Genomic DNA, 21,431 nt, shown 5'->3' with positions numbered 1-21,431 from the left:
TGAATTTTAAGCTTAGCTTAAGGTTTTATAAACATAGGCTAACGAAATAAATCGAGATTTTTGATTGCTATAAAGTTTGTAAGTATCTTTGCGCCTTTAATAATAAAATATAGTTATGCAATTATCTGAACAGGAACTTGTAAGAAGAGAAAAACTTGCTTCTCTTAAAAAGATGGGTATAAATCCTTACCCGGCCGAATCTTATCACGTTAGTCATACATCGGCTAGCATAAAAGATCAGTTTAAAGAAGGGAAACAGGTAAGTATTGCTGGTAGACTGATGTCTAGACGTATACAAGGTAAAGCTTCTTTTGCAGAACTACAAGATAGCGAAGGCCGCATACAAGTATATTTTAATCGAGATGAAATTTGTAGCGGTGAGGATAAAACATTATACAATGAAGTTTATAAAAAACTATTAGATATAGGAGATTTTATAGGAATCGAAGGTGAGCTTTTTAACACACAAGTGGGCGAAAAAACCGTATTGGTTAAAAACTTTACCTTATTGAGCAAGGCGCTTAAACCTTTACCTTTGCCCAAGGCAGACAAAGAGGGTAATGAGTATGATAAATTTAATGATCCAGAATTACGCTATCGCCAGCGTTATGCCGATTTAGCGGTTAACCCTAAAGTTAAAAATATCTTTATCAAACGCACCAAGTTGTTTAATGCCATGCGTGAGTTTTTTAATGAGCGAGGATATTTTGAAGTAGAAACGCCTATATTACAGTCTATACCGGGAGGTGCCGCTGCTAGACCTTTTGTAACGCATCACAACGCTTTAGACATACCTTTATATTTAAGAATTGCTAATGAATTGTATCTAAAACGACTTATCGTTGGTGGTTTTGATGGGGTTTACGAATTTTCTAAAAATTTTAGAAATGAAGGGATGGATAGAACCCATAATCCAGAATTTACCGCAATGGAAATTTATGTGGCTTACAAAGACTACAATTGGATGATGGATTTTACCGAGAAATTAATAGAGCATTGTGCCCTCGCTGTTAATGGTACAACCAAAGCTACTTTTGGACAACACGAAGTAGATTTTAAAGCTCCGTATAAGCGGGTTACTATGACCGATGCAATTAAAGAGTTTACCGGCTATGATATTACAGGAAAATCTGAAGAAGAACTCCGCCAAGCAGCTTTAGATATGGGAATTGAGGTAGATGAAACCATGGGTAAAGGAAAGCTTATTGACGAAATTTTTGGTGAAAAATGCGAAGGCAATTATATTCAACCTACCTTCATAACCGATTACCCTAAAGATATGAGTCCGCTTACCAAAGAACACCGGGATAATCCTGAACTTACCGAGCGATTTGAATTAATGGTTTGCGGTAAAGAGATTGCCAATGCCTATTCTGAGTTGAATGACCCAATTGATCAACGAGAGCGATTTGAAGAACAATTGCGTTTGTCTGAGAAAGGAGACGATGAGGCTACAGGCTTTATAGATGAAGATTTCTTACGTGCATTAGAATATGGTATGCCCCCTACTTCTGGCCTAGGTATTGGGATGGATAGATTAATGATGTTTTTAACCAATAATCCATCTATACAAGAAGTATTGTTTTTCCCTCAAATGAAACCTGAACGTAAAAAGGTGGATTTAACGGAAGAGGAAAAAACAGTTTTAGAATTACTAAAAAAAGATTCTCCGCAAGCCTTAGAAAGTATTAAAGCGTCTTCTGGCTTAAGTAATAAAAAATGGGACAAAGCCATCAAAGGTTTACGCAAACATAATCTTGCCACAGTCAACAAAACTGATGATGGTTTGTTTGTGGCGCTCGAAGAATAAATTCTTTTAAAAATTTAAAATGAATAGCAAAAGGAATCATTCAAAACCGAATGATTCCTTTTCTTTTTGTACCAGCTGACACATTAATTATAAACCCTCTTAAATTAACACACTTTTAACTTTATATATATATATGATAATTTTGAAATATCTGATCAGATTAATGTTTAATTCTTTAATTATTAATTATGAAAAATATTACAAATTATCTACAAATTTCACTATTACTACTAGTCCTTTTATCTTGTTCAAATGAACCCACAATAGTTGAAAGTAATAGTAAAAAGGTGCAGAATTCTGAAGTTTTTATGCAAAAGAATAATTATGAGAATCAATCTCAATCTGAGATTAGTATTTACGAAATCGAAAGACCATATTATATTGAATCTCTAGATGAAGAAATTAGTATCCTTTTCACAATAGGAATATCGGAAGAAGATGACGACCTACATTTTTTTGAAGTTTCAGAAAATATACTTAATATAACAGGTTTAAGTAAGGCTGAACTTGAGCTTGAAGTTATCGAATCAACTCATAGTGATCCAGAAAATCCTAACGAGGATTTATCACCTCACGCAAAATGTATTGAGGACTGCAAGGATAAATACACAGATGAATATGGCAATAAAATAAATGGAAGAGGCACTTGTAAAGCAAATTGTTGGGTGGATACAGCAATAAGAGTGTTGGATGCTGGTGTGCCTTTTTAATATAAATTATAGAAATCACCACTAAGCTGTGGTAATTTCTTTAAGATAAATTGTGATGAAATATCTAAAGTTTTTTTTATTAATATTTACCGTTATTTTTATTTGCTCTTGTAACCGACTTCTTATTGGTTTATTAACGTCCAAAGAGGTTAAGACTGAAGTGTTTTTTAATCAAAATGAAAATAAAACTTTGGTACTATTCCCGATGGTACATATTAATCATCCCGAATTTTATGCTGACGTAAAGTATAAATTAGAAAAGCTTCGCAAACAAGGCTATACAGTATTTTTTGAAAGTATAGCGTTAAAGGACTCTACAGCTTTCACTGCTCAGGAAATGGATACGTTGACACGAAAAACGCGAAAAATTTTAGGAATTTATATGAGTGATTACAAAGATCAGAAAAATAAATCTCTACCAAGAGCAATAAGAAATAATAATTATATATCACAAAATCGAGAAAATTTAGGAATGCAACCTCAAGACATGATTGTAGATATACCTATGGATGAGTTAATTGATATTTATGAAGCAAAATATGGAAATATTCAATTAACTCAATGCGACTGGGAAACCGATTATTTAGAGAAATACAAGTGTGAAACTGTACCTGAAGTTCGTGCAGATGAAATCATTATGTATACCAGAAATGATACCATCGAAAAACGCGTATATGAGTCTAAGCTAAAAAAAATAGCTTTAGTGTATGGACGTGGTCATTTTAATTTTATAAAAGGAGGTTTTCAGCAAAATGGTTATAAGAAAATTGACTCTCTAAATTTATTTAAATAAAACTAGAAAATTTTTAATTCTTTTAAAAATTTAAAATGAATAGCAAAAGGAATCATTCAAAACCGAATGATTCCTTTTCTTTTTGTACCAGATGAAGCAATAATAAGTTATTTAATATTAAAATGCTTTAACCTATATACCTCCCTACTAAGTAGTATCTAAACAGATTTTTACTTTATTACTTTAATTTATAAAATTCTTAGCTTCACTTTTTCATTATTCTGGCAGACTATAATTAGAATACATTCTTACCTCTCTTGCGTATACTTGATCACCAAAAAAATTCTCTTCTTCTATTAAATATATGGTTTTATAGACTAAAATATTATAGAGCTCTATAACATCAAACCGCTCAAAAAGTTCTGGATATATGATTTTGTCTTGGTGGTTCTTGATCCAAGTGGTGTCTATAAGTTTTAAATCGGGGGTTTTCCTTGATAATCACTATAAGTGCTAGGTTTTATTCCCTTTGAGTATTTTTCTCCAAATTCAGTTGCTTCTTTCGTTTCTGCATGGTAAATGATAGCCACCATCGGTGCTAATCCTAAATCATTATTATTTTTTGAAAATTTTGAAAAATTATTATTTGTAGCTCCATTTAAACAACCATAAAATACGCTTACTTTATAGGCAAACATAAAATCTTTTTTTATTGATAAATTGAATCTCTTTTAGATTTACATCCCAAAAAGAATAAACACCCGAATAAACAATAAAAAAAGTCAATTTATTCCCCATATCGCTAAGGATTTAACACCGCCATTAGGTGTTGCATAAGCATTACTAATACACTCTCCAGCAATAATAGCATCAACAAGACCTAAATAACCAGCTTGCCCGTGAGTTGAATTAACAATTACATAGATTCCATTTTTTCATTTTAGAAAAAAATACTACCAAAGGTTTATAACTATATTAATCATACTCATATCCCATATTAGCATTTTTTAATTTCCTATATTTTGCTTTAGCTATAGAATCAATTTCTTCGTTATAAAATGCATAGTTTATACATTTGCTATAACCCTGTTTTTTACCAGTAACATCAGGATAGTTAACAGGTTCAAGTTTTTCATAATATTTGCTACCCAACGAGCTTGCATAATCTACATTTCCGTGAGAGATAATAGCGACTTCGGTATAAAGACCAATATCATTATATTCATTGTATAAAGATTTGCCAAATTCATTATTTGTGATTTCATTTAGGCATCCCATAAGAACACTTTTTTTAAAAGCAATCACATATTCCTTTTCTGTGCTACCCACTGTATCATTGGTTACTTTTTCAGTTTTACAAGAAATCAAAAGTAAAAATAAAATCAAAGGATTTAATTTAGTTCCCATATAGCTATAGATTTAACCCCACCATTGGGTGTTGCATAAGCATTACTAATACATTTTCCATCAATAATAGCATCAACATGACCTGAATAACCAGCTTGCCCATGACTAGAATTAACAATTACATAAATTCCATTTTTTCCTTCCAGAAAATCCGTCACTTTTTCTAAATCATTACAGTCAGGGGGCGTTAATTCATATGTTGGTGCTCCAAATTTATCTCTCATAAATTTATCAAATGAAACTGCATCTAAAATATAATTTTTTTGGTCGCCTCCTTTTTGAGTGCGTTGAGTGTCATAATGTAAAACAGGAATGTCTATTCCTGAATATAATAGCCCCCTTGAACCTCTGATAGCACAGGCATTTTGATAATTATTATTTACATCATTTTGATGGCTTATCCATAAAGAGCCTCCTACCAATTCATAAACATCTGGAGTAGACATCTCAGTATAATTTCCAGGACTTCCCTCTTTAGGAAAATTATTTACAAAATCGGTCATCGAAGGTAAATTTTGCTGTGTTAAAGGAGCATCATAGGTTATATTTTCTGGATCGATAATTTCTGAAGAATCAGATCCGGGGTTTTCTCCCAAAAACCAATTTTCGATATGGCTCCAATCAATGTCTGCATTCTCGGCGAAAATCTCCAACACCTCCTCCGCAAAAGCTTCGGCTTCTTGAGTGGGATAAAGTTGTCCTGGTTCTTTATTGTTTTCTAAGAAATCGAGAATTTGATTCTTTTGGTGAACACTTAAATCATAGTCCCAAAAGTATTGAAGAGAGGCAGGAAGATTGTTGTAAAAGCGACCTTCTATACTAGCTAAATTTAATATTGGCATAGTTTCTATCCCGTCTAAAAAAATATCTATAGGTTCGCGGTCTGGATTAGGATTGTTATTTGGGCTACCTGGATTTGTTGAATTTCCAGGATATGTAGTAACACTACCATAACCAGTTCCACCTCCTCCACTACTAGGATTCCAAGTTCCTGGCATCGAAGGCGAAGAAACCGTGCCTCCGCCACCACCATTATCACAAATTGAAACTTGAATTACAAAAGTGGCTGGTTGAGGCTGATCTTTTTCTGGTAAAGGACAATCTCCCGCATTGCCCATAGAATAGGAATGTCCTCCCTTTGTACATGCCCGTTCTGCTATATAGACTACATTTGTACAGAACTCTAAACCATTTACCACATTATTGGAAAAATCTGTGTCATAGGTATATAAGTTTAAGTGGTTTTGCAAATCCACAAACTCACCCCTTTGTACCGATTCCATTTCATTTGCCGTAAGGTTATACTCAAAAATATACGCAAAATAACCGTACTCCTGACTAATATAATCTAAAACTAAATTTCTAGTTATATTAGTGTCTAGCGAATCTTCGAGAATTTTAAAAGTATAAGAGTGACGCAATTCGCTCTCTATTTTCACAATTTTATTGGTATCTAATGTCATTTGGAAAGTTTCATCAAAAACACCACGTGCAACCCCGTTGTTATATTGTTGTATTTGGTTCACTATATTAATAACAGCGCTTTCGTTTTTTAAATCTTCGTAAGTAAGATTTGTTAGCTGAGCTTTCTTTTTACTTGTATTTGAGGTTATCGGCTTGTCTTCTAAATCATCTAGCGTACAAGAATATAGTAAAGCGACCAAAATCAGAGCGAGATAGCGAGATAGCGAGATAGCGAGATAGCGAGATAGCAAAAATCTGAAAATACTTTTTTCATTATAAGGTGTTTTATGTTAATACTTTTCGAATATAAACAATTTATTTGCTACTTTATCACAAAAAACAAAACAAAAGTTAATGATTATAGTATTTATTCCTTTACACATTTAGTAAAAAACATTAAAAAAAGGAATCTCACATGCAAGCGAGATTCCTTTTTTTAATTAAATTTTGATTCGGTTAGAACAGTCCGCCTAGACCTCCTCCTTTTTTATCTCCACCAAATAATTTTCCCGCAACATCATCCATAACGCTACCATCGCCATCGGCATCAAGCAATGCGTTTAGCATAGAGCCGTCTTGCTTTCCACTAGTACCCATAGCCGAGCCTAAAAGCGAAGAAAGATTAGCACCTCCCTCTTGTTTTTGTTTTCCTAAAAAGCCCATTACTACTGGCATGGCCATCTTTATTATTTTAGCAATAGAACTGGAGTCTACTCCAGTCATTTTAGAAATATTTTGGGTAAGCGCATTTTGTTGACTACCGCCTAGCACATGACCTAAAATACTTCCTCCTTTATTCAACAATTCGCTTTTATCTCCGCTCAACAAACCGCCTAAATTATTCAATATAGACCCGTTATGCTCGCTAGAATTCAAGGCCTTTTCTAAACCCTCTTGTGAACCGCTAGAATCCCCTTTCATAGCACCTAGAATGGCAGGCAAAGCCATAGACAAAACACTGCCTGTTTTTTCTTTAGAAACCCCCGTTTCTTCACTCGCCCCAGCAATCAATTCTTGTCCTGCTGTGGTCTTTAATAAATCTAATATAGAAGACATACTTTTAATTTTTATTAGGAAAGGTACTACTTTTTTCAAACAAATTAAAGAAAGCTACCAATTTATCGCGTTCGCAATTAAACCTTTGTTATATTTCGCAGTCTTTTTAATAGAAACATTTTAAATTAATAAAAATGAGTAGATCATTAACCAAACTGGCCTTGGTCGGATTGTGCTTATCTTTGGGAAGCTGTGGGGTTTTTCAAAAAAAACCAACCGAACCCGCCAAGAAAAACGCAGTAACCAAAGGGGATATAAAACCTTATGAACAAGTAATCACCAAAAAAGCTAAAACAGACGAAGGACTGTTCAAGGTACATTACCTTGATAAAAAATATATGTTTGAAATACCCGATTCTTTATTGAATCGCGAGATGTTAATGGTTACCAGAATAGCAAAAACCGCTAGCGGAATTGGCTTTGGTGGTGGTAAACAAAACACCAAAGTATTGCGTTGGCAAAAAAAGGGCGACCGTGTTTTACTTAGAGTAGTATCGCACAATGTGGTCGCAGCCGATAGCTTACCGGTTCACGAGGCTGTTGTCAACTCAAATTTTGAACCCATCCTATATGCCTTCCCTATTAAGGCCTTTAAAAAAGATTCTTTAAGTAAGTCTACGGTTATTGATGCAACAGATTTATTCGAGAAAGATGTAGCAGCCTTAGGTTTTCCTCAAGCTAGGAGAAAATCATACAAAATAGGAGGTCTAGATAAAAACAGGTCGTATATAGACACCATTAGATCTTATCCTCAAAATATTGAGATACGTCATGTAAAAACTTACAAAGCGGGTAACCCTCCTTCCAATTTTTCAACAGGTTCTATCTCTGTAAAAATGAGTAACTCTATGGTTCTATTACCTAAAGAACCCATGAAAAGAAGATACTTTGATGAGCGAGTAGGTTGGTTTGCAAGAAGCCAAACCGATTATGGTCTAGAGGCGCAAAAAAGTAAAAGCGTAAAATATTTAGATCGTTGGCGATTAGAAGTTAAAGAAGAAGACAGAGAAAAGTTTCTTGCCGGTGAGCTGGTTGAACCTAAAAAGCAGATTGTTTATTATATAGATCGAGCTACGCCCAAAAAATGGATTCCTTACATTAAACAAGGTGTTGAAGATTGGCAAGTTGCCTTTGAAGCGGCTGGATTTAAAAATGCCATAATCGCTAAAGAAGCGCCAAGCAAAGAAGAAGATCCAGACTGGAGCCCAGAAGATGTTCGTTATTCTGTAGTAAGGTATTTGGCTTCTCCTATTCCTAATGCCAACGGTCCGCACGTATCTGATCCTAGATCGGGAGAAATTTTAGAATCAGACATCAACTGGTACCATAATGTAATGACTTTATTAAGAAACTGGTTCTTCGTGCAAACAGCTGCCATCAACGAAGATGCAAGAGGAGTTGAATTTAAAGACGAGGTAATGGGAAGACTCATTCGCTTTGTATCATCGCACGAGGTAGGACACACCTTAGGCTTACCTCATAATATGGGAAGCAGTGTTGCCTATAACGTAGAAGATTTGCGTGATCCAGAGTTTACAAAAAAATACGGCACCGCTCCTTCGATTATGGATTATGCTCGTTTTAATTATATCGCTCAACCTGGCGATGGCGATGTAGCTTTAATGCCTAATATTGGTGTTTATGACAAGTACAGCATCAACTGGGGCTATAGACCCATCTTAGATAAAACAGCCGAAGAAGAAAAGCCTATTTTAGATAGCTGGATTTTAAAACATGCCGGAGACCCTATGTACCGTTTTGGAAAACAACAAGGAGGTAGTGTTATCGATCCGAGTTCGCAAACCGAAGATCTAGGACATGACAGTATGCTCGCCTCTGAATACGGAATTAAAAACCTAAAGCGTATTGTTCCTAATTTGATTGAATGGACTGCAGAAGACGGTAAAAACTATGAAGATTTAGGCGAACTTTATAAGCAAGTGTTAGGACAATTTAATCGATATATGGGGCACGTTACTGCAAATATTGGTGGTATTTACGAGCACTATAAAACTTACGACCAAGAAGGTGCTGTTTATACGCACGTCGATAAAGAAAAACAAAAACGAGCAATGGCCTTCTTACAGCAGCATTTATTTACCACTCCAGATTGGATGCTTGATAAAGAAATATTCAACAAAATAGAATATGACGGTAGTGTAGAAAGAATTAGAGCTTACCAAGTACGTACCCTAAATAATCTACTTGATTTTGGAAGAATGGCTAGGTTAATCGAAAATGAGAACATAAACGAAAATGCTTATGGTCTTTTGGATATGATGACCGAGTTGAGAGCGGGGATTTTTAGCGAATTGGCACAGGGTAAAACCATTGATGTATATCGTCGAAACCTACAGCGTGCTTATGTTGACCGTATGCAATACTTGATGACCGAAAAACAGAACAAGATACCTTCAAGATTAAGAAGTTGGATTAATCAGAGTGGTATTAATGTGGCTCAAAGTGATATTAGACCAGTGGTACGCGCCGAATTAAATAATTTAAATCGACAAGCGCAACGCGCCATCTCACGTACCTCAGATCGTATGAGCAGATATCACTTACAAGATCTAGTAGAACGAATAGATGCCATTTTAAATCCAAATGATTAAAACAATCTCATCTTATTAATTACAAAAAAACCGATGCCTAGGCGTCGGTTTTTTTATATATAAAATCCGTAAAGCTATAGATTAATTTATCTTGGTGTGCTTTTGTTGGTAATAGAAGGCGGGCACTAATAAAAGTAAAAACAAAGGTTGAATTAAGAATCGCCGTATATAAAAAAAGCTCATATAGGTGTCGGGACCTAAATTTGCATAATAATAAATAAACAGTCCGATTAACGGAAATAGCGCAAAAACATAAAATACTATAGCAAACAACCTTACCGCTCGGCGTTTAAAAAGCAAAACCAACACCCCTATACTTAATAAACTATTGAGTAAATACCGCATTAGTGTAGGATATAGTACCTCCCCTAGTTCATAATTAGCCCGTGGTTTTTGCAAAAAATTCCCTTTAAAGAAATCGATCAATGGATCGGCAAATAATTCATTTTCAAAAAAACGTACAGCAACCAAGGCAAGTATCAAAAGAGCAACCCCTAAATATTTAATAATATGCATCTTACTTCTTTTTTTCGACCCCTATGCGCATCCATAATAACCAAAGTACAAATACCACCCCGTATATAAAACCGGGAAAAACAATATCGTGTAAAACGCGCTGGTATTCAGGGTATTCATACATACCAATACACAACAATGAAATCCGCAAAACGTTGAGCAGGTAAATAAACACCAATCCTAAGAGAATAAAAGCTATTGTCTTTAGCCACTGCGCATGAAAGGCAATTACAAATGCAATAAAAAGAATGATTACCGCCACAGCATTGCACCCCTCAACAATACGCGCTAAATATTCGCCTTCTACAAAATACTTCATACTGGCTTCGTAAGGATGCGGCACGGCATGTGCATCATAACCTAAAAACTGAGTAAGACTTAGACTTTGCTTGGTAACCCAATGCGTCACCCAATCGGGATAATATTTCTCTGAAAAATCTAAATTCAAGTATTGATTGTAGCCATAGCTTAAAAGCAGGTAGCTACCGCCAAAAAGACCAAGAAATTTTAATACGGCCTTGTTCTTTTTAAGTATTTTGATCATAGCAAAAATTCTATTCAAATTTAAGATTTTTTAACTTATAACCTTGATCAGAAAAATATACTTTTGCCAAAAAAAGTTATGGATTTCAAACTGTTAGAACAAGAAGCGCTTTCTATTTTAAATAAAGAAGAATTAATAATAGACCAACGTATGGAGTTGGTTTGCCAGTTATTACAAGAAAAGGTAGCCCACTATGACTGGGTAGGATTTTACTTTAAAAATGGAGAAAAGCCCGAGCTTAAGTTAAGCGCCTATGCCGGTGAACCAACCGAGCACACCATCATACCTTTTGGAAAGGGTATTTGCGGACAAGTAGCAGAGTCTAACCAAAATTTTGTAGTACCCGATGTGCAGGCACAAGATAATTATATCTCTTGCAATATCAACGTAAAGAGTGAAGTGGTGATTCCGCTATTTGTAAACGGCGAAAACATAGGACAAATAGACATAGACTCTAATACTGCCAATGCTTTTAACGAAGCAGATGAACGTTTTCTTGAGAAAATTAATGCCGCTGTAGCGGATATTTTAATGCGTAATAAAGCCTAATCTACCCAAAACAGATCGGCAGCAATGCCATCGGTTAAAAATTTAGCGGTTGAGCCAATGATCAAGTGTTCGTCACGGAGAATCAAACGGCTTGCCGCCAAATGTTCACTGGCCTGTGCTTGCAAATATTGAGAAAATAGACTACCAAAACGCTGCTGCACCTCTTTTAAAGGAATGCCCCACATTGTTCGTAAACGCGTCATAACAAACTCATTATAAGCATCTTTACTTGTAAGCTCTTCATATTCAAACGGCCTTGTATCTTGAAGTAAGGCGCGTATATATTTTATGTTGTGCGCAAGATTCCAAGAACGCTGCCCGTTGCCATAGCTGTGGGCACCAGGACCAATACCTAAATAAGGTTTACCCAACCAATAGCCCATATTATTCTGGGAGAAAAAGCCAGGTTTACCAAAATTAGAAAACTCATAATTCACAAAACCTTGGGCTTTTAATTTGCTTAGCAGCAATTCAAAATGAGCTTTAGCCAAAGTATCATCTACAGGGGGTATTTTACCTGTTTTAATAAAATTCTCTAATGCAGTCTTGGGTTCAACGGTAAGCGCGTAACTCGATATATGCGGGATATCAAGCAATAAGGCTCGGTCTATATTTTCTTCCCAACGCTGCAGACTCATTTTTGGAATACCATAGATTAAATCGAGTGAAAGGTTCTCAAAATAATCTTTTGCCCAAACAATTGCTTGTTGGGCTTCTTGCGCATTATGTGCGCGATTCATCAATTGTAAATCCGATTCAAAAAAAGATTGCACTCCTATGCTCAGTCTGTTTATACCTGTTTTAGATAGTGCCTCTAACTTTTCCCTACTTAAATCATCTGGATTTGCCTCTAAGGTGATTTCGGCTTTTTCATCTACCGGATAATTATTTTTAATACAGCTTAGTAGTTCGTTTAATTGCGTGATGCTTAAAAGGCTAGGCGTTCCTCCTCCAAAGTAAATCGTTTTCACTTTTTGATTCAGTTCTGCTTTACGCAGAATTAATTCCTTTTTTAAGGCTTCCACCATTTGAGGTTGACGCTTTAAAACGGTAGAGAAATGAAAGTCACAATAATGACAAGCTTGCTTACAAAACGGGATGTGTAAATAGATACCGGCCATGCTTATTTTTTGTTTTTCTCTTCAATCCACCGCGCCATATATTTGGTACTTTGTAGCGTATGATGTTGCAATAAACTCCCCATAAAGTTTCTTTCTCGATGAGCGGGTAACCGCTTGAGCAAATGTTCTACCTGCTGCATGAAAATGGGTTCAAACTCATTTTTTTGAAAACGATTCTTTATGATAGCAAATCCATTTTTTCGAGCAGTAAGCCAGCGTTTTTCTCGGGTATACAATTGTATGGCAGCTTGAGCCAATTCATCGGCTGTATTGGCTATCTCGCCACTCCACGGTAGCGATCCGCCTATACCCTCCGCCCCTATCATGGTGGTAATACTTGGTGTTCCTACCGTCATAGCTTCTACAAATTTACCTTTTAAACCTGCTCCAAAACGCAGTGGTGCCAATAATAGTCGAGCCGATTGCATTACTTCTAGTGCGTCATCTGCTCTACCGTGTACCAAGAAACCTTCAGGCTCGTTGTGCAATTGTTTCACTTTTTTCTTAGCATAAGCGCCATAAATATGCAGTTTAACGCCGGGTAAGTCTTTTCTGATTTTTGGCCAAACCGATTCTTTTAAAAAACGGACAGCATCCCAATTGGGTTCGTGTAAAAAGTTGCCTATAAATAAAAAGTCTTTTCGCTGACTAAATTCTGGTAGATTTTCTTGTTGTTCCAGTGGAATTTCCTCGAGCAGAAAAGGCAGATAAAACAACAAATTCTCATCTATCTTAAAGGTTTTAAGCAATAAGTCCATTTCGGCTTCAGAGATAATCAAACTCAAATCGCATCGCAAGATACTGGCTATTTCTCTTTTGGCCTCATCAGAAAACAGATCTGCTTTGCTTAAATCTCTTTTTGCTTTCAAGGCTAAAGATCGTGCTTTTCTAAAGAAGTGTAAATCTTCTGTATCTAAAATCCGTAAAGCATTGGGACAATTTTCTGCAACGCGCCAGCCGTATTGCTCTTCCATCATAAATCGGTCAAAAAGTACCGCATCTGGATCAAGTTGTGCTAACCATGTATTTACCGATTCATCGTTTGGCTGTATGCTAACTTTTTCTACTCCCAAGTTCTCTAGAGTAACTGCATACTGGCTATTTTTAGCGGCGCTAGCATAGGTGATTTTCCAATTTTTATCTAAGAACAATTCCAACAATTGCATCATTCTACTCCCCGCAGCACTCGATTTGGGCTCGGGCCATAAATATCCTATAACAAGCAAATGCTTCATAATGTTAATATTATCTAGTATTAAAAAAACAGCTCGACTTTTATTCGTAATTTTAAGCTTAGCAAATTCATTTAAAAAATGAGCCCCAAAGAAAACAAACTTAACCCAAATAAGTGGGTAGAGCGCTATGCCGATTTTCTTTTTAACTATGCCTTTGTTCGCCTAAACAATAAAGAAATTACCAAAGACCTAGTTTCGGAAACCTTTTTGGCCGGTCTTAAAGCAAAAAAAAGCTTTAAAGGCCAAGCTAGCGAACGCACTTGGCTAACGGCCATATTAAAGCGTAAAATTATAGATTATTACCGAAAGGCCAGCACAAAAAAGCAAAAAGCAGGAGTCGATTTTAAAAATTCGTCTATTGGAGAAAACAACAATTATATAGAAGATCGCCTCGCCAGAGAACCTGGTCTTAATGCAGAAGAACATATGGTTAATCTAGAATTACGTGAGGCCATATTCAATTGTCTGAATAAACTACCCGATAAACATGCTCAAGTATTTATTATGAAAAGTATTGAGCACAAATCTACCGATGAAATTTGTAATGAAATGGGGCTTTCTTCGTCTAATCTTTGGGTAATGATTCATCGGGCGCGCCAAAAAATGGCTGAATGCCTCGAAAAACAATGGCTGTAATGAAACAACATAAAGACAAACAGACCAGTATTTGTGAACGCTTGGCAATTTATTACGATAAAATGCAATACCAGCCTATAAGTTGGAGAAAAAGACTACGGGTTTACGGGCATTTGCTACTTTGTAAAGCTTGTAAAAAGTATGCCAAACGTAGTGCTAAACTTACGCGATTAATGCAGCAGTTACCGCATCAAAAACTAAGCGCAAAAGATCTCGATTACTTAAAAAGTAAATTACAAGCTAATAATACCATTGCCCCAACTGGTAGAGCAACCACCAAAAAATAGGCAAAGACTCCACCCATAAATCGGCATAATGTTTTGGTTGTTTTATATCCGCGAAAGCTAAAAATAAAATACCCATTACACTAGTTAAAAATGAAGCATACCAAAACATAGCTTTAAATTCATTTAAAAAGCCTATACCTAGTATTACAAAAAGATACAAAAAGACACCCAAAATTTTGGTATTCATTACACCATAGAGCTGGGGTATGGTTTTTAAATGCACATCATCTCTATTTAAATCTCTTATTTCAAAAACCAAGGTACTCGCTAGCGTAAAAACAAAAACAAGTGCGGTGTATGCCATCAGGCGCGTTAGCTCCATATTTATAATTGGAATAAGTGGCAGTACTACCACTGTGCAGGCCCAGACCCCAGCAATTATAAAAATCTTTAAGTAAGCGCTATTGCGCCAATTCTGTTTGTTAGCGCCCAGTGGAATAGCATACAATAACGTAAAAAGCCCCAGTATACCCGCAAACAAAATTTGAGGCATTGTTAGCTTCAGACAAGTGATTACCAAACCAATTACCGCTACAAATTGAACCAACAATACACTTTTTTTGGTGAGATGAAAGCCAAGGCTTTTAAGGTGTTGGAACGCTGAGAATTTAGCAAAATTATAGCTTACCACAGTCGCAAAAAATACAAACAAATAAAAATTAGGTGCAGCGGTCTGTTGAAAATGTTGAGAAAATAAATGACTTAAAGCGCTAACGGCTAAGCCAACGTGAAGGCTCGCACGAATGTATAGCGCCAAAGCATTTTTAAGAAACTGCATAGGTGCAAAAGTAACTATTTTTAAATCGGTTTAAACACAAAAAAATAAGCATAATTTTTAAGCATAATTACCCCGATAAACTATTTAAATCTAACGAAAAAACGTAATTTTGCAAACCACAAACACAACTTATATTTTAAAGGCATGAATACAAACTCTTTTGCTTTAAGACACATTGGTCCTAGACCTAGTAATATTGATGAGATGCTTACAACCATCGGTGTAGATAGTCTTGATCAATTAATTTATGAAACTTTACCAGATGACATCAAATTAGAAAAAGAAATTGAAGTTGGTGAAGGAATGAGCGAACAGGAATATGCAGAACATATTACCAAATTAGCAAACAAAAATCAAGTTTTTAAGACCTATATAGGTTTAGGTTATCACAACACTAATTTGCCTGCCGTTATTCAACGTAATATTTTAGAAAATCCAGGTTGGTATACCGCTTACACGCCATATCAAGCCGAAATTGCTCAAGGCCGATTAGAAGCTTTGATCAATTTTCAAACCATGATTACTGAGCTTACCGGAATGGAACTGGCCAACGCTTCTCTACTTGATGAAGCTACTGCAGCTGCCGAGGCTATGGCGTTGCTTTTTGCCGTTCGCGCTAAGGCGAAGAAAAAGGCAAAAGCCAATAAGTTTTTTGTTGCTGAAGAGGTGCTACCACAAACTTTATCGCTACTTGAAACCCGCTCAAAGCCTTTAGGTATTGAATTGGTGGTGGGCGATCACCGCGAATTCGATTTTGACAGCGCCTATTTTGGAGCGCTTTTGCAATACCCCGGTAAGAGTGGTGAGATTTTTGACTACCAAGAGTTTATCGAGAAATGCAAAGCTCTAGAAATAAAAACTGCTGTCGCTGCCGATATACTTAGCTTGGTTAAATTGAAGGCTCCGGGAGATTATGGCGTAGATGCTGTAGTGGGTACCACACAACGCTTTGGTATTCCCTTAGGGTACGGAGGCCCTCACGCCGCTTATTTTGCCACCAAAGAGGAGTATAAACGTAATATTCCTGGTCGCATTATTGGCGTAAGTAAAGATAAAAATGGAAAGGTTGCTTTACGAATGGCTTTACAAACCCGTGAGCAACATATTAAAAGAGATCGCGCTACATCAAACATATGTACCGCTCAGGTTTTATTGGCGGTTATGGCAGGAATGTATGCCGTTTACCACGGACCCAATGGATTAAAACATATCGCCAACCAAGTTCATTATAAAGCTACCACTTTAGCACAAGCTTTAAGCGATTTAGGTTATCAACAGCTCAATAAAACCTATTTTGACACCTTAAGAGTTAAAGCAAATGCCAAGCAAGTGCAAGAAATTGCCGAAGCTAGCGAAATCAATTTTTACTATCCGGCAGAAGATGTGGTAAGCATCAGCTTAAATGAAACGACTTCGATTACCGATCTCAATAATATTTTGGCCGTTTTTGCACAAGTTGCTAAAAAATCGGTAAATCCTATCGAGTTAAAGCAAATCGATTTATTACAAGACACCGAAGTAGAGCGCGATACAGATTTTATGCAGCAGGAGGTGTTTAACCGCTACCACTCTGAAACCGAAATGATGCGCTACATCAAAAAATTAGAGCGCAAAGATTTGAGCCTTAATCATTCTATGATTTCTTTAGGATCCTGCACCATGAAACTCAATGCTGCATCAGAAATGCTGCCTTTAAGCGATCCGCAATGGGGTGGTATTCATCCTTTTGTTCCTGTAAGCCAAGCCCAAGGTTATCAAGAAATGCTTAAGCGTTTAGAAGACCAATTAACCGAAATTACAGGTTTTGCAGCGACCTCTTTACAACCCAACTCGGGAGCTCAAGGTGAGTATGCCGGTTTAATGGTAATTAAAGCTTATCACGAATCAAGAGGAGACCATCATAGAAATATTTGTTTGATACCTTCTTCTGCACACGGAACCAATCCTGCTAGTGCGGTTATGGCCGGAATGAAAGTAGTGGTAACCAAAGCAACAGACCAAGGTAATATAGATGTAGACGATTTACGTGAAAAAGCAATTAAATACAAAGATAATTTGGCTGCTTTAATGGTAACCTACCCCTCTACACACGGAGTTTTTGAATCGGCTATTCGCGAAATCACACAAATTATTCATGATAATGGAGGCCAAGTTTATATGGATGGTGCCAATATGAACGCGCAAGTAGGCCTAACTCACCCCGGAAAAATTGGCGCAGATGTGTGTCACCTGAATTTACATAAAACCTTTGCCATACCCCATGGTGGTGGTGGCCCAGGAGTTGGTCCTATCTGCGTTGCAGAGCAACTTGTTCCCTTTTTACCAGGTAACCCGGTTATAAAGACAGGAGGAGAAAAAGCCATTTCGGCAATTTCGGCTGCACCTTGGGGCTCTTCATTGGTTTGTCTAATTAGTTATGCCTATATAAATATGTTGGGTAGCCAGGGTTTAAAATCGAGCACCAAACACGCTATTTTAAACGCAAATTATATTAAAAGCAGATTAGGAGATCATTTTAAAACCTTATATTCCGGCGAAAGAGGAAGAGCAGCACACGAAATGATTATTGACTGCCGACCTTTTAAAACCAAAGGGATTGAAGTGGTAGATATCGCTAAGCGTCTAATAGATTATGGTTTTCACGCGCCTACGGTATCTTTCCCCGTGGCCGGAACTATGATGATAGAGCCTACCGAAAGTGAAAGCAAAGCCGAGCTAGACCGTTTTTGCGATGCATTGATTGCGATTCGTGAAGAAATTGAAACTTGCCAAAAAGAAGATGAAAACAATGTATTAAAAAATGCGCCGCATACTCTTAGTATGCTAACAGCTGATTCTTGGGAATTACCCTATAGTAGAGAAAAGGCCGCCTATCCGTTAGATTACATCAAAGAAAATAAATTTTGGCCATCGGTAAGACGTGTTGATGATGCTTACGGAGATAGAAATTTAATGTGTACCTGCGAGCCGATTGAAACCTATATGACCTCTGAAGAATAAACTTGTAATTGGTCGTTCTTTCATAGAAAGCCAACAGGTATTAGAATTCCCTTTTTAATTCAACCGCAATAAAGCTTTATTTTACATTTAGGCTTTATTGCGGTTTTTTTATCAATACTTACCAATATAACCCCAAATCTTCATCGCCTAAAAAATAATATGCTTAATTTAGTCGTATAATAAATTGAACTATAAAATTTAGGGATAATAACGCTAGAGTTTAACTTAATGAGAGGATAACATTTAGCTATAAAAAAGCAAAACTATGTCAATCAAAATAACAGGAGTAGGAAGTTGTATCCCAGATCAAAGAATAAGCAACAAGGATTTTTTACAACACGAATTTCTTAATGAAGATGGGGCTGCCATATCTGGGGGAAATGAAATGATCATAAGAAAATTTAAAAAAATCACAGGTATTGAGGAGCGTCGGTATATAGATCCCGCTTTGAATACCTCTGACTTAGCAGCTATTGCAGCCCAAAAAGCCATCGAAGATGCAGCGATTGATCCAGAGAGCTTAGATTACATCATTGTAGCCCAAAACTTTGGGGATGTTAAACACAACCAAAAACAAAGTGATGCGGTACCGAGTTTGGCTAGCCGAGTTAAACACCAATTAAAAATAAAAAATCCAGCTTGTGTAGCCTACGATCTTGTATTTGGTTGCCCAGGCTGGTTGCAAGGAGTTATTCATGCACAGGCTTTTATTCAGGCAGGAATGGCCAAAAAGTGCCTTATTATTGGCGCAGAAACCTTATCGCGAGTGGTCGATAGCCACGATAGAGATAGTATGATTTTTAGCGACGGGGCAGGAGCAACTATAATCGAAGCGGTAAATAACACCGAAAACGATGGAATAATTGCCCATGAAAGTGCAAGTTACACGCTTGAAGAGGCCTATTATTTAACCTTCGAAGCCTCTTATAATAAGAAATTAGAAAGAGACATTCGTTTCATAAAAATGAACGGAAGAAAAATTTACAATTTCGCTTTATCTTTTGTTCCTCAAGCTATGAAAAACTGCCTAGACAAAAGTGGCATTCAAATAAATCAACTTAAAAAGATTTTTCTGCACCAAGCCAACGAAAAAATGGATCAGGCGATTTGCGAGCGCTTCTATAAATTGTATAACTTAGAAATGCCACCACATATAATGCCTATGAGCATAGCCGAACTAGGAAATAGTTCGGTGGCTACATTACCTACTTTATTTGATTTGGTAAAGAACAACCAACTAGAAAATCAAGAAGTTAAAACAGGTGATGTTGTTCTATTTGCCAGTGTAGGTGCCGGAATGAATATCAACGCTATGGTCTATAAATTGTAATCAACGTGTACGAAAAAAATTTCCCAAACAAACGCTACAAGCATACCTTGGCTTTTTTAGAAAAGCATTGCCCAGCACCAAAAAGCGTTTTAGACTTAGGTATTGAAAATCCCTTTTCCGAAATTATGGAAAATGCAGGTTACAAGGTGAAAAATACACAAGGCGAAGATCTTGATGTAGATTATCAGATTGCGGCAACTGCCGATGTAGAGCTTGTCACTGCGTTTGAGATTTTTGAGCACTTAATCGCTCCTTTTAATGTATTAAAAGCCATTAAAGCAGATAAATTGGTGGCTAGCATACCTTTAAAATTGTGGTTTGCTCCTGCCTACCGTAGTAAAACAGACCCTTGGGACAGGCATTATCATGAGTTTGAAGATTGGCAATTCGATTGGCTTCTTGAGAAAGCAGGATGGCAAATTAAAGCTAGAGAAAAATGGACCAACCCCGTTAATAAAATTGGTATTAGACCTTTATTAAGAACGCTGACGCCCCGTTATTATATTGTTTATGCAGAAAAAACAGCATAAATAATGTAGAATAGCAGTTTTTTATTTTTTTATGGCTGCTTTAAAATGAAAATCTACTGGAATTATTAGTCAAAAATCAAGGATAGTACATCAGCCTTATTCGATTTATTACCTGGCTATAAGCTAAGGTCATTAAAAGACTATTGAGGATAAAAAACAATTGTTGTGTTTAGGCAAAAATTGAAGTTAAGCTATACCAGAAGAATGCTACATTTTTACCTCCTCTGAATTGAGCCCTAAAAGCTTTTAAATTTCGAGTAGATGCCTCGTTCATATTGTACTGTATTTTAAACCTTAGACAGTATACAAATTTTATTACGCTTTAAATCCTACTTGCTTAAAGCTGACTCAGCTCTTTAGTATTCTTACCTTATATCAAAGCAAAGTTTAAACCAAATTGTTTCTATTCTAAATCTATATTGAAGCTATTATGAGTTTACTTTAGTCCACTAATTAGTGGACTCACTGTGGACTCAATGTGGACTCAGTGTGGACTCAATACGCTTTTGATATACGTATGAATTAGAGTAAACCGACTTCATCTTGACTTGAAAGTAAATCTTGGAAGACATCTGGCAATGCTAAAAAGCCTTGATTACACCGTTCATTAAGAAAATTTAGGGCTATGAAAACTCATTATGGATTATGCCTTATCGATGACGCATGAAAGGCTTATTCGAAAATCAAATTAATTTTCAATTGGCACAAATATTTTAAGATTGACCCGCTATTGGTTTGAATAGCCTTATAAATTTTAATGCAGCGTATTATAGCTTACCGCTTCAAGGTAAAGTGACCTTTAAAGGTATCTATACGCTCTTCACCGGTTGGTAAAATTTGCTTGTATTCTACACTAAACCAGTAGTCATTTGATGGCATTGGCTTACCGTTAAAGGTACCGTCCCATCCTGGACCACTTGGGCTTAATTGCTTCAATAGCTTACCGTAACGGTCAAAGATAAAGATCTTAGCTCCGATATTGGCTTCTCCTAAACCGATGATATTCCAAGTGTCGTTGTAACCGTCTTCGTTTGGTGTAAAGAACTTTGGATAATCGATGAATGCGATTTCGCGTACCGTTGTTCCACAACCGTTCTTATCTCTTCCGTATAC

20 protein-coding genes are annotated in these 21,431 nt (G+C 36.4%); 10 read left to right on the top strand and 10 right to left on the bottom strand.

The genetic code is table 11. The annotated features are described in order from the left end of the window. The first annotated feature begins 115 nt into the window (after positions 1-115). The 3 genes from lysS to ACFSQ0_RS01110 all read left to right on the top strand — a co-directional run bounded on the left by lysS (position 116) and on the right by ACFSQ0_RS01110 (position 3,313). Entirely contained in the window at positions 116-1,810 is a 1,695-nt protein-coding gene (gene lysS / locus ACFSQ0_RS01120; protein WP_379042950.1) for a lysine--tRNA ligase, read from the top strand. Between the two features lie 188 nt (positions 1,811-1,998). Beyond that, complete coding sequence (locus ACFSQ0_RS01115; RefSeq protein ID WP_379042947.1) at positions 1,999-2,520, top strand: hypothetical protein; 522 nt, start codon at positions 1,999-2,001, stop codon at positions 2,518-2,520. Positions 2,521-2,575: 55 nt separating this feature from the next. After that, entirely contained in the window at positions 2,576-3,313 is a 738-nt protein-coding gene (locus tag ACFSQ0_RS01110) for a hypothetical protein (RefSeq protein ID WP_379042944.1), read from the top strand. A 416-nt stretch (positions 3,314-3,729) separates the two neighbouring features. Here ACFSQ0_RS01110 and ACFSQ0_RS01105 read toward each other — a convergent pair whose 3' ends face one another. The 4 genes from ACFSQ0_RS01105 to ACFSQ0_RS01090 form a co-directional block, all read right to left on the bottom strand. Next, complete coding sequence (locus ACFSQ0_RS01105) at positions 3,730-3,951, bottom strand: hypothetical protein (RefSeq protein WP_379042942.1); 222 nt, start codon at positions 3,949-3,951, stop codon at positions 3,730-3,732. A gap of 277 nt (positions 3,952-4,228) precedes the next feature. Further along, on the bottom strand, positions 4,229-4,660 hold the full coding sequence (locus ACFSQ0_RS01100; protein WP_379042939.1) for a hypothetical protein: 432 nt from the start codon (positions 4,658-4,660) through the stop codon (positions 4,229-4,231). Then, positions 4,645-6,324 carry a T6SS effector amidase Tae4 family protein gene (locus tag ACFSQ0_RS01095; RefSeq protein ID WP_379042936.1) on the bottom strand — a complete coding sequence of 560 codons (1,680 nt, stop codon included), beginning with the start codon at positions 6,322-6,324 and terminating at the stop codon, positions 4,645-4,647. Before ACFSQ0_RS01095 ends, ACFSQ0_RS01100 begins: the two co-directional genes overlap by 16 nt. Positions 6,325-6,580: 256 nt before the next feature. Beyond that, positions 6,581-7,180, bottom strand: coding sequence for a DUF937 domain-containing protein (locus ACFSQ0_RS01090; protein WP_379042933.1), 600 nt, complete (start codon positions 7,178-7,180; stop codon positions 6,581-6,583). A 134-nt stretch (positions 7,181-7,314) separates the two neighbouring features. Here ACFSQ0_RS01090 and ACFSQ0_RS01085 point away from each other — a divergent pair, with 134 nt between their 5' ends. After that, positions 7,315-9,792, top strand: a complete 2,478-nt coding sequence (locus ACFSQ0_RS01085) for a zinc-dependent metalloprotease (RefSeq protein WP_379042930.1) — start codon at positions 7,315-7,317, stop codon at positions 9,790-9,792. A gap of 81 nt (positions 9,793-9,873) precedes the next feature. Here the strand turns inward: ACFSQ0_RS01085 and ACFSQ0_RS01080 are convergent, their stop codons facing one another. Together ACFSQ0_RS01080 and xrtF are read right to left on the bottom strand one after the other, a co-directional pair. Then, positions 9,874-10,308, bottom strand: a complete 435-nt coding sequence (locus tag ACFSQ0_RS01080; protein WP_379042927.1) for an exosortase F system-associated membrane protein — start codon at positions 10,306-10,308, stop codon at positions 9,874-9,876. Between the two features lies 1 nt (position 10,309). Continuing rightward, positions 10,310-10,870: an exosortase family protein XrtF gene (xrtF, locus tag ACFSQ0_RS01075; RefSeq protein ID WP_379042924.1), complete on the bottom strand. Its 561-nt coding sequence runs from the start codon at positions 10,868-10,870 to the stop codon at positions 10,310-10,312. 60 nt (positions 10,871-10,930) lie between these two features. Here xrtF and ACFSQ0_RS01070 point away from each other — a divergent pair, with 60 nt between their 5' ends. Further along, positions 10,931-11,401, top strand: a complete 471-nt coding sequence (locus tag ACFSQ0_RS01070) for a GAF domain-containing protein (protein WP_379042921.1) — start codon at positions 10,931-10,933, stop codon at positions 11,399-11,401. On the opposite strand, the gene hemW is transcribed toward ACFSQ0_RS01070, so the two are convergent. Further along, positions 11,398-12,522, bottom strand: coding sequence for a radical SAM family heme chaperone HemW (gene hemW / locus ACFSQ0_RS01065; RefSeq protein ID WP_379042918.1), 1,125 nt, complete (start codon positions 12,520-12,522; stop codon positions 11,398-11,400). The two genes, ACFSQ0_RS01070 and hemW, sit on opposite strands and share 4 nt — an antisense overlap. Positions 12,523-12,524: 2 nt before the next feature. Then, entirely contained in the window at positions 12,525-13,757 is a 1,233-nt protein-coding gene (locus ACFSQ0_RS01060) for a glycosyltransferase (protein ID WP_379042915.1), read from the bottom strand. Between the two features lie 78 nt (positions 13,758-13,835). Between ACFSQ0_RS01060 and ACFSQ0_RS01055 the strand changes: the two genes are divergently transcribed. Together ACFSQ0_RS01055 and ACFSQ0_RS01050 are read left to right on the top strand one after the other, a co-directional pair. Continuing rightward, positions 13,836-14,393 carry a sigma-70 family RNA polymerase sigma factor gene (locus tag ACFSQ0_RS01055; protein ID WP_379042911.1) on the top strand — a complete coding sequence of 186 codons (558 nt, stop codon included), beginning with the start codon at positions 13,836-13,838 and terminating at the stop codon, positions 14,391-14,393. Next, complete coding sequence (locus ACFSQ0_RS01050; RefSeq protein WP_379042908.1) at positions 14,393-14,680, top strand: hypothetical protein; 288 nt, start codon at positions 14,393-14,395, stop codon at positions 14,678-14,680. The genes ACFSQ0_RS01055 and ACFSQ0_RS01050 overlap by 1 nt, the downstream gene beginning before the upstream one ends. Here ACFSQ0_RS01050 and ACFSQ0_RS01045 read toward each other — a convergent pair. Beyond that, the gene (locus tag ACFSQ0_RS01045; protein ID WP_379042905.1) at positions 14,634-15,458 is read right to left on the bottom strand and encodes a hypothetical protein; all 825 of its coding nucleotides are present in this window, start codon (positions 15,456-15,458) and stop codon (positions 14,634-14,636) included. The two genes, ACFSQ0_RS01050 and ACFSQ0_RS01045, sit on opposite strands and share 47 nt — an antisense overlap. A gap of 144 nt (positions 15,459-15,602) precedes the next feature. Here ACFSQ0_RS01045 and gcvP point away from each other — a divergent pair, with 144 nt between their 5' ends. From gcvP to ACFSQ0_RS01030, 3 genes are all read left to right on the top strand, one after another. Continuing rightward, positions 15,603-18,458 (top strand): aminomethyl-transferring glycine dehydrogenase, encoded by a 2,856-nt coding sequence (gene gcvP / locus ACFSQ0_RS01040; protein WP_379042902.1) that lies wholly within the window; start codon positions 15,603-15,605, stop codon positions 18,456-18,458. 265 nt (positions 18,459-18,723) lie between these two features. Next, positions 18,724-19,788 carry a 3-oxoacyl-ACP synthase III family protein gene (locus ACFSQ0_RS01035; RefSeq protein ID WP_379042899.1) on the top strand — a complete coding sequence of 355 codons (1,065 nt, stop codon included), beginning with the start codon at positions 18,724-18,726 and terminating at the stop codon, positions 19,786-19,788. A 5-nt stretch (positions 19,789-19,793) separates the two neighbouring features. After that, entirely contained in the window at positions 19,794-20,318 is a 525-nt protein-coding gene (locus ACFSQ0_RS01030) for a methyltransferase (protein ID WP_379042896.1), read from the top strand. 774 nt (positions 20,319-21,092) lie between these two features. On the opposite strand, the gene ACFSQ0_RS01025 is transcribed toward ACFSQ0_RS01030, so the two are convergent. Further along, positions 21,093-21,431, bottom strand: a 339-nt coding sequence (locus ACFSQ0_RS01025) for a T9SS type B sorting domain-containing protein (RefSeq protein WP_379042893.1), incomplete at its 5' end; no start/stop codon positions are given.

It is taken from the genome of Mesonia sediminis (assembly GCF_042684705.1).
GTDB lineage: Bacteria > Bacteroidota > Bacteroidia > Flavobacteriales > Flavobacteriaceae > Mesonia > Mesonia sediminis.
The sequence above is the reverse complement of the archived record's forward strand: the minus strand, read 5'-3'. Positions and strand labels throughout refer to the sequence as shown.